General features: G+C 49.4%; 14 protein-coding genes. 11 read left to right on the forward strand and 3 right to left on the reverse strand.

What is annotated here, in order from left to right:
• Positions 1 to 29: 29 nt before the first annotated feature.
• The gene (locus SD10_RS21630) at positions 30 to 1,412 is read left to right on the forward strand and encodes a mercuric reductase (RefSeq protein ID WP_046576666.1); all 1,383 of its coding nucleotides are present in this window, start codon (positions 30 to 32) and stop codon (positions 1,410 to 1,412) included.
• Positions 1,413 to 1,502: 90 nt separating this feature from the next.
• On the opposite strand, the gene SD10_RS21635 is transcribed toward SD10_RS21630, so the two are convergent.
• Positions 1,503 to 2,090, reverse strand: a complete 588-nt coding sequence (locus tag SD10_RS21635; RefSeq protein ID WP_046576667.1) for a Crp/Fnr family transcriptional regulator — start codon at positions 2,088 to 2,090, stop codon at positions 1,503 to 1,505.
• Between the two features lie 202 nt (positions 2,091 to 2,292).
• On the opposite strand from SD10_RS21635, the gene SD10_RS21640 reads away from it, so the two are divergent.
• Positions 2,293 to 2,877 carry a redoxin domain-containing protein gene (locus SD10_RS21640; protein ID WP_046576668.1) on the forward strand — a complete coding sequence of 195 codons (585 nt, stop codon included), beginning with the start codon at positions 2,293 to 2,295 and terminating at the stop codon, positions 2,875 to 2,877.
• A 251-nt stretch (positions 2,878 to 3,128) separates the two neighbouring features.
• Here the strand turns inward: SD10_RS21640 and SD10_RS21645 are convergent, their stop codons facing one another.
• Positions 3,129 to 4,910 (reverse strand): ABC transporter ATP-binding protein, encoded by a 1,782-nt coding sequence (locus tag SD10_RS21645; RefSeq protein WP_046576670.1) that lies wholly within the window; start codon positions 4,908 to 4,910, stop codon positions 3,129 to 3,131.
• A 278-nt stretch (positions 4,911 to 5,188) separates the two neighbouring features.
• Here SD10_RS21645 and nusB point away from each other — a divergent pair, with 278 nt between their 5' ends.
• From nusB to SD10_RS21685, 8 genes are all read left to right on the forward strand, one after another.
• Positions 5,189 to 6,325, forward strand: a complete 1,137-nt coding sequence (nusB, locus tag SD10_RS21650) for a transcription antitermination factor NusB (RefSeq protein WP_052731255.1) — start codon at positions 5,189 to 5,191, stop codon at positions 6,323 to 6,325.
• Between the two features lie 126 nt (positions 6,326 to 6,451).
• On the forward strand, positions 6,452 to 6,754 hold the full coding sequence (locus SD10_RS21655) for a YtxH domain-containing protein (RefSeq protein ID WP_046576673.1): 303 nt from the start codon (positions 6,452 to 6,454) through the stop codon (positions 6,752 to 6,754).
• A 118-nt stretch (positions 6,755 to 6,872) separates the two neighbouring features.
• A complete protein-coding gene (locus SD10_RS21660) occupies positions 6,873 to 7,325 on the forward strand; it encodes a DUF1573 domain-containing protein (protein ID WP_046576674.1) in 453 nt (150 codons plus the stop codon).
• A 12-nt stretch (positions 7,326 to 7,337) separates the two neighbouring features.
• Positions 7,338 to 7,661: a preprotein translocase subunit YajC gene (yajC, locus tag SD10_RS21665; RefSeq protein WP_046576675.1), complete on the forward strand. Its 324-nt coding sequence runs from the start codon at positions 7,338 to 7,340 to the stop codon at positions 7,659 to 7,661.
• Positions 7,662 to 7,664: 3 nt separating this feature from the next.
• Positions 7,665 to 8,354, forward strand: coding sequence for a hypothetical protein (locus tag SD10_RS21670; protein WP_046576677.1), 690 nt, complete (start codon positions 7,665 to 7,667; stop codon positions 8,352 to 8,354).
• A 92-nt stretch (positions 8,355 to 8,446) separates the two neighbouring features.
• On the forward strand, positions 8,447 to 9,055 hold the full coding sequence (gene coaE / locus SD10_RS21675; RefSeq protein ID WP_046576678.1) for a dephospho-CoA kinase: 609 nt from the start codon (positions 8,447 to 8,449) through the stop codon (positions 9,053 to 9,055).
• Positions 9,056 to 9,106: 51 nt separating this feature from the next.
• Complete coding sequence (locus SD10_RS21680; protein ID WP_046576680.1) at positions 9,107 to 10,771, forward strand: amidase; 1,665 nt, start codon at positions 9,107 to 9,109, stop codon at positions 10,769 to 10,771.
• Positions 10,772 to 10,848: 77 nt separating this feature from the next.
• Entirely contained in the window at positions 10,849 to 11,418 is a 570-nt protein-coding gene (locus SD10_RS21685) for a DUF4136 domain-containing protein (protein ID WP_046576682.1), read from the forward strand.
• A 114-nt stretch (positions 11,419 to 11,532) separates the two neighbouring features.
• On the opposite strand, the gene SD10_RS21690 is transcribed toward SD10_RS21685, so the two are convergent.
• Positions 11,533 to 12,444, reverse strand: a complete 912-nt coding sequence (locus SD10_RS21690) for a nucleotidyltransferase family protein (protein ID WP_046576684.1) — start codon at positions 12,442 to 12,444, stop codon at positions 11,533 to 11,535.
• Between the two features lie 301 nt (positions 12,445 to 12,745).
• Here SD10_RS21690 and SD10_RS21695 point away from each other — a divergent pair, with 301 nt between their 5' ends.
• A complete protein-coding gene (locus SD10_RS21695; protein WP_046576686.1) occupies positions 12,746 to 13,924 on the forward strand; it encodes a homogentisate 1,2-dioxygenase in 1,179 nt (392 codons plus the stop codon).
• Positions 13,925 to 13,996: the final 72 nt, after the last annotated feature.

Consider the following 13,996-nt stretch of genomic DNA (forward strand, 5'->3'; position numbering starts at 1 on the left):
TACTCCTATACACCATACAATTGACTAATATGAAACAGTACGACGCTATCGTGATCGGTTCGGGACAGGCCGGATCACCTTTAAGTAAACAACTGGCCAAAGCTGGCAAAAAAACCTTACTCATCGAGAAACGCTTTATTGGCGGCACCTGTGTGAATGATGGCTGTACGCCAACAAAAGCCATGATCGGCTCGGCGAAGGCGGCTTACCTGGCCAAACACGCCGATAAACTGGGCGTTCATATTGATGGCCATCATATCGATATGAAGCAGATCAGGCACCGTAAGGACGAGCTTGTGTTGAGCTGGCGCAACGGAAGCCGGAGAGCCATGGAGAACACCGAAAATCTTGATCTCATCTTCGGCGAGGCCACGTTTACCGGAGATAAAACCTTGACAGTAAAACTAAACGAGGGTGGCGAGGTCGATGTAAAGGCCGAATTGATCTTCATCAATACCGGTACGACACCGGTCATTCCAGTTATTGAGGGATTGCAGGAGGTAGGCTACTTTACCTCGACTACACTACTGGATGTAGAGGAAGTACCGGAGCATTTGCTGGTACTTGGCGGCAATTACGTGGGACTGGAGTTTGCCCAGATGTTCCATCGCTTCGGCAGTAAGATATCGGTGTTAGAGCGTGGGCCAAGGATTGTTGCGCGCGAAGACGAAGATATCTCTGATGAGTTGACAAAAATACTACTGGCTGAGGGACTGGACGTGTATACGAATGCCCAATCCGTTAAGTTTGAGAGGCAGGACGAAAGCATTAAGGCAACGATCGTCGTCAACGGCATTCAACAAGAAATTAGTTGCTCACACATCCTGGTAGCAACGGGCAGGAAGCCGTTAACTGAAGCGCTGGCACCGCAGCTATCGGGTATCAAATTGAATGAGAACGGCTTTATTCAGGTAAATGAGAAACTGGAAACTACCGCGAAAGGCATTTATGCGCTGGGGGATGTAAACGGTGGGCCAGCCTTTACGCATATCGCTTATAACGATTATATTATCGTCTATCGCAACCTGTTCGAAGGCGCTGATGACAAGACGACCGAGCGGCCATTGCCATACTGTATGTTCACGGATCCGCAGTTGGGGCGCATTGGCTTAACAGAAAAGCAGGCACGGGATCAGGGCTATACCATCAAAGTCGCGAAGCTGCCCATGAACCAGGTGGCGCGGGCGGTGGAGACCGGCGAAGCCCTGGGTGTGATGAAAGCAGTCGTCGATGCCAAAACCAGGCAAATACTTGGAGCGGCAATATTAGGGGAAGAAGGCGGAGAGGTCATGACAGTGATTCAAATGGCAATGATGGGTGGCATCACGTATGATCGTATTCGGTATTGCGTTTTTGCTCACCCGACCTATTCAGAATCGCTGAATAATTTGTTTATGAAGCTGGACGCTTAAACAAAGCCTACTTATCTGTTTGTTTTCCATACCTAATGAGATTTGCCTAACAGTAGGTCTGTCTCATTAGGTATGGAAAAGAAATAAAGACTACCGGTTTATCCGTTTTCGGATACGACTCAACGACGGATTGGTGATCCCGAGGAAGGACGAGATATGATAGGCCGGGATACGGTTGATAATATTTGGGTGTTCGTCTAGCAATCGGATAAAGCGATGCTCATGGCTAAAAAATAATAACTCTTCGGTTCGGGTTTGTGAATAGGTAAAAAACAACTCCGCCAACAAACGTCCGAATATCGCCCAGTTAGGATGCGTTTCATAAAGACCGTTCAGATCACGGTGAGAGATATATATAATCTCCGAATCCTCCAGTGCCTGAATAAAGTAATGACAGGCTTTACGAGAGATAAAACTTCGGAAGGAAACCAGAAATTGATTTTCGGAGAAGAAAAAGAGGTTCTTTTCTTCACTGGTCTCCGGGTCCACGTAATAGATCCTGAAAATACCCTTAACGACCAGCCCGAGATCATTGCAAACCACGAACTGCATATTAAAAAAATCACCTTTATTGATCTTGCGTGGTTTCCAGAGACTACTGGCATCAACAATATCCTTGTCGTTTAATGCAGCAAAGTTTCTTAAGTGCGCATTAAGAATTTCATGATGTTGGCTCATCGGTATGTTTTTTTAGGCCCTACCATTTCCCATGGTGAATGGATTGGGTATACTCTCACTTATAAACCTGAGTGATTACACCTATGGAGGTTTTCAACGGTTCGATGGTACAAACTTTGGCACAAAAACATCTTACTTTTTTAACTTAAGTTAAAATTAGTACCAGGTTGAAGGGTCAATTTCGTACTTAAATTTTTTAAATATGATCCTAAAAGCCAACCAATCTGCTCCCGACTTTACCGTGCGCGATATACAGGGCAACCCGATAAAGCTTAGCCAGTTTCAGGGAAACAAGATTCTGCTGACTTTTTACCGGCACGTTGGCTGCCCGGTTAACCATCTCCGGTTTCTGGAATTGAGTAGTCACGACCAGGCGTTCCGCGAGAAGGGTCTGGTCGTCCTTGCCGTCTATGAAAGCAGCGCAGATAATCTTTTACGCTATAGCGAAAATGAACATTACCATGCCCGGCTGATTGCAAACCCGGAATTTGACTTGTATGAAATGTATGCCATTGAGTTGAATACGCTGAAGTTGTTATTCTCCATGTACAAAGGCGTATATGCAAAAAAAGTAGAAGGTAAAAAGCGGGCAAAGCATGCCTTCGAGCCAGAGGGACATTCTAATCTACTGGGTGGCGACTTCCTGATCAGCGAAGATGGATTACTTAAACGAGTTTATTACAACCAGTTTTTAGGAGACTGTCTCCCCACTGAAGAGATTCTGGCATTCATCAACGATCCTCGTTATAGTCCCGCCCCCCAACCGACACCGTGTTGTGAAGAGTAACGGATGGAAACCGGCCAAAACGGATTTCCATTGTTGCTGGTTTCCAACGGGCAGCATTGCCATTTTCCGTACCATCCATCATCCGTGAAGTATATGCCTCGTGCCAAACGAACGGACGTTTTCGAGTGAAATACGCTTGAACCAGACGCGGGGACTTTCCGTAGCCATATCCCGAGTGCCTTAAAAACAAGTTGGGCGAAGATATCAACCTATCTTCGCCCAACCCAAAACTATAAACCGAAAACCATCCCCTAAGCCTCTTCCGTCTGCAATTGCTTCTCATACAGTTCGCGGTAGGCGCCGTTGCGGGAAATCAGGTCGTCGTGGGTGCCTTGCTCGATGATCGTCCCTTCGTCGAGCATGATGATAAAGTCGGCCAGTTTCGCCGACGATACCCGGTGCGAAATCACGACTGAGGTACGGTCGGCCATGATGCGCTGAAGATTATTGAGAATGATGTTCTCTGTATTGGTGTCCACCGCCGACAGACAGTCGTCCAGAATCAGGATTTTAGGATCGCGGGCAATGGCGCGGGCAATACTCAATCGCTGCTTCTGCCCACCCGACAAGGTAACCCCACGCTCACCAACGCGGGTATCGAACTGCTCAGGAAACTCCCGTACATTCTGGTACAAATCGGCATCGCGGATGGCCTGCTCAACGCGCTCCTGCGGCAACTCCGGTTTCCCGAAACGAACGTTGTTGCTGATCGTTTCCGAAAACAAAAATACATCCTGGGGCACGTAGCCCATCTGCTCCCGCAGCGACGTCAGGTTATAGTCTTTAATCGGAATCCCATCCACCAGAATTTCACCGGAGGTTACGTCATACATACGGGTCAGAAGGTTCGCCAGGGTACTCTTGCCCGATCCGGTCGTTCCCAGAATCGCCACCGTTTCGCCCGCCCGAACATGCATCGAAAAATCCTTGATGGCCACGATCCCTGAATCCGGGTAAACGAAGCGAACATGTTTGAACTCAATCTCGCCGTTGATGGTGCGCTGAATATCCTTTTGCGAAACAATATCCGTCTTGATATTCAGGAACTCATTGATGCGCTCCTGTGAAGCAGCCGCCCGCTGGGTTTGGCTCGTGGTCCAGCCGAGGGCCATTACGGGCCAGGTCAGCATGTTCACATACAGGATGAATTCGGTTATGTTGCCCGGTGTCAGTCGGCCGGCCAGAATTTCCTGACCACCCACAAAAATAACCAGCACGTTGCTCAACCCGACCAGAATGGCAACGATGGGAAAAAACAGCGAGTCGACGCGTGTCAGACTCAGCGATTTGCTCCGGTATTCATCACTTTCGATCTCGAACTTAGCAGCAGAGTTCGTTTCCTGTACAAATGCCTTCAGGACGCGAATACCCGAAAACGCTTCCTGCACGTAAGTTGAAAGCCGCGACAGAGAGCGCTGAATTTCTTCCGACCGTTGAATGATGATGTTGTTCACAATGTAAATCGCGATCGATAAAACCGGTAACGGCAACAGCACATACAACGAAAGACGCGCGTTGATGCTAACCATGTAGGTAATGACCAGGATGAACAGCACGATCAGGTTCAGACCATACATAATGCTTGGCCCAACATACATCCGAACCTTGCTGACATCTTCAGAAATACGGGCCATCAAATCGCCGGTATTGTGCTGGCGATAGAAGCTCAGTGGCAACGTCTGATAGTGGTTATATATCTCGTTTTTCAGGTCATATTCTACATGCCTGGACATGACGATAAGCGTCTGGCGGACCAGAAACAGGAAAAACCCCTTCAACAGCGCCAGCACGAGTGTCATGATCCCAAACAGCAAAATACTGAAGGTAAATACCTCGTAAAGACTTGATTGCAAAGGAGATTTATCGTAGAGGTAATAAACATCCAGCGTTTCGCGAACCAGATCAAGGGCGTAGCGGACCAGTTGGGCCGGGAAAATACCAAACAGATTGGAGATCGCCGTAAACAGCGTCCCCAGAATCAGGTACCATTTATACTTGACGAGGTATTTATTGAGGTAAGAAAGTGATTTCACAGTACAGCCAAACAGCGTTTTATTCGTAACCGCCCCAACCGGCGAAAAGTTGCAGGTGGTTGGCAGCGAACAGGAAGCCGGACTAGCCGGACCCAGGCACCCGAAACATCGTGTCGGGCAGGCTGTAATTCACTCATTACAACCTGCTTTTTGCGACACACCTTGCCTTTTCCTCGAAAAAATCGTATTTTTGCACCCGATTCAAGAAGTTCTTTTCTTACTGGTAGCAATTAGACTTAGGCGGGATGCTCAATCGGCGACTACTCCGAATAAAGGTCATGCAGGCGTTATACGCGCTTCGGCAGGCCGAATTTTCCAATCAACAACTAGCCATAGACGGCATCAATGACCTCTTCCAACCCGACCTGAATTCGATGCTGCCGCAGAATAAGCGGCAACTCGAAGGCTACCGAAAGCTTGCCGGTTTGCTGTTTGAAGAGGCCGTAAAAAACAATCAATCGGCTCAGGACGACGACGCACCCCGGAATGTGCTCAAAGCAGCCAACGACGGCTTTGTCTTCTATCAAATTCGAACGAGAAAAGATCGGCAGCACCTTGCTCAGATGATGATTAAGCAGGTCAATGGCATCTACGACGATTATCTGCGGGTCATGCTGCTCCTCGTCGAACTCGGCCACGCGGCCCAACTGGATAGCGAGCGTCAGTACCGTGATGTGGATGAAACCGTCTTTCCATTTGAATCAAATTTAAGCGATAACCGGGTCGTAAAAGCTCTGGCCGAACACCAGCCGCTCACCAACGAGGCCGTTCGCCATGGAATTTCCTGGGTCGACGATCAGCCATTTATTCGTAAAGCGCTCCGCGAAGCCCTTAAAACTGACGATACCTACCGCGCCTACTGCGACCAACGAACCCATACGGCCGACGAAGATCAGGCTTTGGCACAACATGTGCTACGTACGCTTATATTCAAGCATGAGATTATCCGGGATCATCTGGCTGAAATTGACTTGAGCTGGACCGAAAACAGCGAAGTCGTGCGGGGGTTGTCCATTCGAACCTTGAAATCGGTGCAAAGCCCAACAGGCCTTAAACTCGAACCCCTCACCGATGATTGGGAAGAAGACGAATTGTTTCTTAACACCCTGTTTGAGAAATCAATTGAAAACGATGCTGACTATGAGCAGTTACTCGCTGATCAGCTTCAAAACTGGGATGTTGAACGGGTAGCCATTATCGACAAAATCATTCTGAAACTCGCCGTTTGCGAGTTGCTCAGTTTCCCAAACATTCCGGTCAAAGTAACGATTAATGAATATATCGAGCTGGCAAAGGCATACAGTACGCCTAAAAGCGGTAAATTTGTCAACGGTATACTAGATAACCTGTCCGAGAAGCTAATTGCCTCGGGACGTCTGCGTAAAAGTGGACGCGGGTTGTTGGACAATAAATAAAGGGTTTTCGGTTTACAGGTTTGGTTTTCGGTTTTTGGTATACGGTGGTTACACACCCGTCATCCACCGTATGCCAAAAATCGAAAACCAAACCTGTAAACCGAAAACCACAAACCTTCTTGAAAAATGAGCAGAACTGGACGTGACTTAACTTTTTTGCTGACCGGTATTGCCGCCGGTTCTCTTGTTGGCTTATTGTATGCGCCTGATAAGGGCAAGATTACCCGCGATCGGCTATCGTTCCGGCTGTCGAAGTACAGAGAGCAAATTAATCAGTTGCTAGACGACCTGAGCAACTCGGCTGATTTACCCGAAAATTCGTCGAAAAATGAAGGGCAGCGTGTCGTCAATGACGCCCGCGAAAAAGCCGAACGTCTGCTGGAGGATGTCGATAAGCTGATGGCCCAAATTAAGCAGCAAAACGCGTAATTTCGGTTTGTAGTTTGTGGTTTACGGCGGTCCGTCGCACGGTTAGCTGACGCGTCTGTATTGTTTTTTCCGGACCGCCGTAAACCACAAACCGAATCCCGTAAACCTCGAACCAAAAATGCACCTTAAACATTGGCTGGTGGCTATGGCCGTGGCCGGAATCAGTTTCGGTCAGCTTAGTTGCGATAACCGGAAGCAGGGCCAGGCCTCTAAAGAAACGGCTTCGGCTAAGATGCCCCGAATCACGTTTTCGGAAAAAGGCATCTACGATTTTGGAACGCTGACCGAAGGCGATACCGTTGAACACACCTTCGCCTTCACCAATACAGGCGAATTTCCGCTGATTATCAACAATGTTACCGCGTCCTGCGGATGTACTACTCCCGACTGGCCCCGCGAACCGGTCGCTCCCGGCGCAAAATCGTCGGTTCGGGTTCGTTTTAATAGCCGTGGCAAAATGGGTGAACAGAATAAAACCGTCACCATCTTTGCCAATACGGAACCGGCCATGACCGACCTGCAATTCAAAGCCCTGGTAAAACCAAAGGCCGATACTACCAAAACGTCGTAAACTCACCTATTTATGTTGACCATTCTCTTACAGGCCGCAGCTGGCTCCAATACCTCAATGATTTATAATGTGCTGCTTTGGGTAGCCATCATTGGCGTGTTTTATTTCTTTATGATCCGCCCGCAGCAGAAAAAGCAGAAAGATCAGAAGAGTTTTGTCGACAATCTTAAAAAGGGAGACAACGTCGTGACGATTGGCGGCCTGCACGGGCGTATTGCTTCGGTAGAAGCGACAACGGTTACACTCGAAGTAGACCGGGGCGTTAAGATGACGTTTGAGAAAAGCTCCATTTCCCGCGAGGCAACAGTAAAACCGGTTGAAGCTGAGAAGCAATAACGTGTGAACACTGCCCAAAACGTCCGCTCGTTTCAACCGACCAAAGCGCTGCTTTGCTTAGGGGCCGCTGCGCTATTCTGGTTTCTGAACGCTCTCAACAAACCGGGCTATACGCTCAACGTAGAGTATCCTGTCCGGTTTGTGTACGACGACTCCCTGTTCATTCCTACCTTGCCCCTCCCCCATGCCGTTCGGGTCAACGTATCGAGCGATGGCTGGGGATTGCTGCGTCATTCGTGGTTGCCTTTCCGGGTCGAACCTGTCGATTATATTGTAGCGAACCCTTTACGGGAAACCGTTATCAATACATCTTCACTGGCAGCTGCCCTGGCCGAACAGGTTAAAAAACTACACGTCAATTACGTCGTTGCCGATACACTTGCCATGAGTTTCGACCGGCGCATGACCAAAACGGTTCGGCTGGTTCCCGACAGCCTGCATCTGAACCTAGCTCCCCGGTTTATGGTGTCGAGTGTTATCAATATGACGCCCCGCACAATCGAGATCAATGGCCCGGCAAAACTGGTTCGGGGCCTTCCCGATACCGTATGGGTAAAGATTCCGCGCAAACGGATTTCTGATAATTATGACGAGGAGATTCCGCTGACTCAACTACGCCATCCGCTCCTGCACACCAGCGCCGACCGGGTTGCTGTTAGCTTTGAAGTTGGCGAACTGCTATCACCCCAATAAATGAGTGAAAGAGTGAATGAGCGGTCTATCTGCCGGCTGTGATCTGGCAAGCCACTCTCTCACTCTTTCGTCTTTTCACTCCTTCGCTCTTTATGAAAACTCCCCTCCAGATTGGCGTAACGGGTGGCATTGGTTCAGGCAAGAGTATTGTCTGCGCGGTGTTTGCATCACTGGGGATTCCGGTTTATGCCGCCGACGAACGAGCGAAATGGTTGACGGAGCATGACCCAATCCTGAAAGCCGATATTCAGCGGGTTCTCGGCCCCAATGCCTACGATGCGCTGGGGCATTACAACCGGGCCTGGGTAGCCTCACAAGTGTTTGCCGACCCGGCTCTGTTGACGGCGCTTAACTCGGTCATTCATCCGAGAGTACTTGCCGACACGGCAGCCTGGGTCAATGAGCAGGCCGATAAACCTTATGTTGTCAAAGAGGCTGCGCTGATGAAAGCCGCTGGCTCAGGAAATTCACTTGATAAGGTAATTGTGGTGCAGGCGCCCGTTGCCCTTCGTATTGAGCGCATTCGCAAGCGTGACCCGCAACGCTCCGAAGCGGAAATTCAACAGATCATCGACCGTCAGATTAGCGACGACGAGCGCTTACAATTAGCAAATTATGTGATCGAAAACGATGAAAGCCAGTTGCTGTTGCCACAGATAATTCGGCTTCACAATGATTTTTTACAACAAGCCTCAAATTAATTCCCTTTCCGCCGTAATTTGGTCGATTACTTCGTCAATCAGCCAAATTAAATGAAACGAACTTTCCTTCTGCTTGCTGCCTGTACCAGCAGCTTTTTACTCGGTGCCTTTGTTACCAACGATGATCCCAAAAAGCCCCTCACCGCTGGTATGGTTGAGGTAGCGTCGAAGCTATTTGACCTGGAGTTTACAGCTGCGGAGCGCGATTCGATGCTCGACAACCTGAACAATGCCCGGACAAACTACGAGGCTCTGCGCAAAATTGATTTGCCCAACGACATAGCACCTGCCCTGTATTTCAACCCGCTTCCGGCAGGCTTTATCATGCCTACGGGTCCATCATCGTTCAAAGCGTCCTCCTCAGGGAAAGTTGCTCTCCCTACGAATCGTGATGAACTGGCCTTTTACACCGTTGGGCAGTTGGGCGAATTGATTCGGACGAAGCAGATATCCTCCGTCGAACTCACCAAATTTTTCCTGAACCGGCTTAAAACATACGACCCGAAACTACACTGTGTGATCACATTAACCGAGGATCTGGCTCTGAGCCAGGCCAAACGGGCCGATGATGAACTGAAAGCCGGTAAATACAGGGGTCCTTTGCACGGCATTCCGTACGGAGCCAAAGACCTGCTGGCTAAAAAAGGATACAAGACGACTTGGGGAGCCACTCCATACAAAGACCAGACGCTTGACCTCGACGCGACAGTTATTCAGCGGCTGGAAAAAGCGGGAGCCGTCCTCTGCGGCAAAATGACCCTCGGCGCCCTGGCCATGGGCGATGTGTGGTACGGCGGTATAACGCGTAATCCGTGGAGCACCACGGCGGGCTCCAGCGGCTCATCGGCGGGGTCTGCGTCCAGTGTATCGGCAGGGCTGCTGCCGTTTGCCATTGGCACCGAGACCTTAGGTTCTATTGTCTCACCATCAACCGTTTGTGGTACAACAGGACTACGGCCAACTTTTGGTCGGGTAAGTCGGCATGGTGCCATGGCCTTGAGCTGGAGTATGGATAAAATTGGACCCATTACCCGGTCGGTGGAGGATTGCGCGCTGGTTTTCAACGCCATCTATGGACCCGATGGGAATGACCCGACTGTCATGGCTGCTCCTTTTCGCTATGCTCCGCTCACTACCCTGAAAGGCATGCGGGTTGGCTATGTCAAAAAAGCCTTTGAAAGCAACTATCCCAACCGGGCGAACGATTCCCTTACGCTTCAAACGCTGCGTCAATTAGGGGCGGAACTGGTTCCGTTTGATCTGCCAACAGGCGTCCCGCCGGGTCGAATATCCTTTCTCTTGTCCGTAGAAGCCGCGGCTTCGTTTGATGAACTAACCCGCTCGGGCCGCGATGATTTGCTGGTACGACAAGGCAAAGGTGCTTGGCCTAATGCGTTTCGTTCGGCGCGTTTCGTTCCGGCGGTTGAGTATATTCAGGCCAACCGCGCCCGTACCAAACTCATCAATGAGATGGCGGCTCAACTAAAGGCGGCCAAGATCGATGTATATGTATCGCCAGCCTATGCCGGTGGAAATCTTACTTTAACTAACCTCACGGGTCATCCGTGCGTGGTGTTGCCCAACGGTTTTACCAAGCAAAACCTACCTACGAGCATTACCTTTATGGGTCAGTTATTCGAAGAAGGCAAGGTGCTGGCAGTAGCGAAAGCTTATCAGGACGCTACTGATTGGAACAAAAAACACCCTGTTCTTTAGTAGCCCTGTATCCTCATTAAAATCAAACCTTCAACTTAAAAACGCGTTAGGTAGAGTGAACAAAACAACTCTACGTTATGAAGCGATTACTCAGTATTGTTATTTTTCTAGCATTAGTTTACGGCTGTGCTCCCCGGGTTACCGTCGATAGAAACAGTCGAGCCGACTTTAGTAAGTACAAGACGTTCGCCTGGATGGATACGGATGTAAAAGCCGGACAAAACCCTTTGTACTACAATCAGATAGCTACTGAAAATGTCGAAAATACAATGGGGAGCGTCTTGCAGCAAAAAGGCCTTAAGGAGACAACATCCAAGCCCGATTTGCTGATAGGCTACCATTTCTTTGTCGAAAATAAAACCCAGACAGTGGCCAATCCATCACCGATGTACGGGCCCTACATGGGATGGGGCCGGTGGGGCTACGGTGGTTGGGGACCCGGCTGGTGGGGCTATGGTGGCCAACAGTACACCCAGCAACAATATCAGGCTGGCACGCTGGTTGTCGATATGGTTGATGCCCGTACCCGTCAATTAGTGTGGCGTGGCTCTGTCCAGAACGCCGTTAGTGATCCAGCCCGCATTGCGGCTCAACTGCAAAAAGAAGCCGAGCGGATTGCGGAGAAGTTTCCCGATCGTACCAGCTAAAGGAGGTGTTCCATTAATCAAATAGGCCCAACTAACACTATGTTAGTTGGGCCTATTTGATTTTGTTTGTTGATGACGCAAGGCTCCAGCCTTGCGTCATCAACAAACAACGAACTACCACAACTGCGCTGGGTAAGCTCCATCGTCGTGGAGTTGCTTCAGAGCAGCCTGAACAACGGGCTTATCGTCGGGATAGGTAACCCCAAACCAGGCCGATTGACTCCGGAAAACCTTGCAGTGGCCCGTATCGGTCTGAATTAAGTTAGACATAACGGTTGGAATATAAAATTCCGCTTTGGGCGAGTTGATGTTCGCAATCGCATAACTTTCGAACTGGTGCTGCACCAACGGAAACACACTGGGCTTGAAACCCCAGAAGTTCATGGACACAGGCGTATTCGGTGCCAAAGGCGTCAGCGTATCGCCCTCTTCAAAGACAATCTTCTTATCGTTTGACCCGTTTTCCTGCTCATAAATTTTGGTGCGTTCAATGACCGAAATCAGATTGCCGTTTTCGGCGACTTCACACACCCCTCTGGATACCGAACCATTCTCCGACAGCGTGTTTTTCACTTCATAACCTACCATGGCATGAAGTTGATCATCCGTGTCAGTTGTCAGAAAGTCGCTGATGAGTTGGAATGCTTCGAGCCCATAAAAATCGTCGGCGTTGATGACCGCAAAAGGCGTCTGCGTATGGTTTTTAGCGCATAGCATGGCATGCCCCGTTCCCCAGGGCTTTGTGCGTTTCACTTCGCCCAACTCCTCCGGCACATAGGAATCAAGCGCCTGAATTGCGTAATCGACGTCAATTTTACCCGCCAGTTTTCCGGCGAAAACCTCTTCGAAATCCTGCCGAAGTTCTTCGCGGATAATAAAAACAACCTTACCGAAACCGGCTCGTATGGCGTCGAAAAGGGAATAATCGATAATCGTTTCGCCATTTGGCCCGAATTGGTCAAGTTGTTTGACACCACCGTAGCGACTGCCCATTCCGGCCGCTAAAATCAAAAGGGTAGGTTGCATTTCAGTTATCACCGGAGCACCGGTGCGTTAAACAGTTATCAATCGTCAGTTGTGGCAACGGTTGCCCGCCAAAATTAAAAAAAGGCAATGGGCTTTACTATTTAAAGTGCTGTTTAGTCCCTACTACCTCTTCTCACATCTTTTAATAAAATTTAATCTAAACAATGTGCAATTCTTATTAGTTGTTAGTATAATTGTATGCCAGACAATATTTGTCTTAGCAAATAATAACGATTTATTGATTACTTATTACCAATAACCTGATTATGCGGTCAGTTTGTTGGAAAACTGTTATAAAGCGATGCCTTTTTATCAGACACTGGGCCGGATTCCGCCCAAACGCCATACGCAGTTTGCCCGGCCCGATGGGACTACCAGCCCAGGCGACGGCCCCTTTTACTACGAGCAGTTGTTTGGCACCATTGGTTTCGAGGGCATGTCATCGCTGCTGTATCATGTTCACCGACCGACTATGGTGCGCGATGTACTGGAGAGCGTGGACATGACACCGAAATTGGCTGTTGCGAAAAATATGCTATCGCGGAAATTGCTGGGATTTGGTGTCGAGCCAGCCGATGATTTTCTGGACAGCCGGGTACCGCTTCTGGTCAACAATGACTTGATTTTTGGATTGGCCGCTCCACGCCAATCCTTAACGGACTATTTCTACAAAAATGCCGATGCCGACGAGCTTCTGTTTGTGCATCGTGGCTCGGGCAAACTCAGAACGCTGTTCGGGACGATTCCCTTTCAATACGGCGACTACCTGATTATTCCGCGTGGGGTAATTTACCAGATCGAATTCGATTCTGCTGATAATCGACTTCTGTACGTCGAGTCGCATTCGCCCATTTACACGCCCAAACGCTACCGGAATCAGTTCGGGCAACTGCTCGAACATTCGCCTTTCTGTGAGCGGGATATCCTCCGTCCGGGTAACCTGGAAACGCATGATGAAATGGGCGATTTTCTGATAAAAATCAAGAAACAGGGAGCGTTGCATTCGCTTGTTTATGCATCGCATCCGTTCGATGTCGTTGGCTGGGATGGCTATAATTACCCGTATGGTTTCTCGATTTTCAACTTCGAACCCATCACAGGTCGGGTCCATCAGCCACCGCCGGTTCATCAGACCTTCCAGACCGATGCTTTCGTGGTTTGCTCGTTTGTGCCGCGCCTGTTCGATTACCATCCGCAGGCCATTCCAGCTCCGTACAACCACTCGAACATCGACTCCGACGAGGTCATTTATTACGTAGATGGCGACTTTATGAGCCGCAACGACATTGCTCCCGGCCACATTACGCTGCACCCCGGCGGCACTCCGCATGGTCCTGCACCCGGTGCCATGGAGCGCAGCATTGGCAAAAAAGAAACCCAGGAATACGCCGTCATGGTCGATACATTCCGCCCGCTCATGCTAACCGAACAAGCCGTGGCGCTTGACGATGGGAAATACTATAAATCGTGGCTTATGTAATGGGGTGATGCAGCATACCGACGTTCCGTCTGCACAGCCATAGATTAAGTCCTAATTATCAACACTTCACAA

This window comes from Spirosoma radiotolerans, from assembly GCF_000974425.1.
Classification (GTDB): domain Bacteria; phylum Bacteroidota; class Bacteroidia; order Cytophagales; family Spirosomataceae; genus Spirosoma; species Spirosoma radiotolerans.

Coding starts and splice junctions, on each gene's coding strand:
- SD10_RS21630 (WP_046576666.1), top strand. CDS start 30: ATGAAACAGTACGACGCTATCGTGATCGGTTCGGGACAGGCCGGATCA.
- SD10_RS21635 (WP_046576667.1), bottom strand. CDS start 2,090: ATGAGCCAACATCATGAAATTCTTAATGCGCACTTAAGAAACTTTGCT.
- SD10_RS21640 (WP_046576668.1), top strand. CDS start 2,293: ATGATCCTAAAAGCCAACCAATCTGCTCCCGACTTTACCGTGCGCGAT.
- nusB (WP_052731255.1), top strand. CDS start 5,189: ATGCAGGCGTTATACGCGCTTCGGCAGGCCGAATTTTCCAATCAACAA.
- SD10_RS21655 (WP_046576673.1), top strand. CDS start 6,452: ATGAGCAGAACTGGACGTGACTTAACTTTTTTGCTGACCGGTATTGCC.
- SD10_RS21660 (WP_046576674.1), top strand. CDS start 6,873: ATGCACCTTAAACATTGGCTGGTGGCTATGGCCGTGGCCGGAATCAGT.
- yajC (WP_046576675.1), top strand. CDS start 7,338: ATGTTGACCATTCTCTTACAGGCCGCAGCTGGCTCCAATACCTCAATG.
- coaE (WP_046576678.1), top strand. CDS start 8,447: ATGAAAACTCCCCTCCAGATTGGCGTAACGGGTGGCATTGGTTCAGGC.
- SD10_RS21680 (WP_046576680.1), top strand. CDS start 9,107: ATGAAACGAACTTTCCTTCTGCTTGCTGCCTGTACCAGCAGCTTTTTA.
- SD10_RS21685 (WP_046576682.1), top strand. CDS start 10,849: ATGAAGCGATTACTCAGTATTGTTATTTTTCTAGCATTAGTTTACGGC.
- SD10_RS21690 (WP_046576684.1), bottom strand. CDS start 12,444: ATGCAACCTACCCTTTTGATTTTAGCGGCCGGAATGGGCAGTCGCTAC.
- SD10_RS21695 (WP_046576686.1), top strand. CDS start 12,746: ATGCCTTTTTATCAGACACTGGGCCGGATTCCGCCCAAACGCCATACG.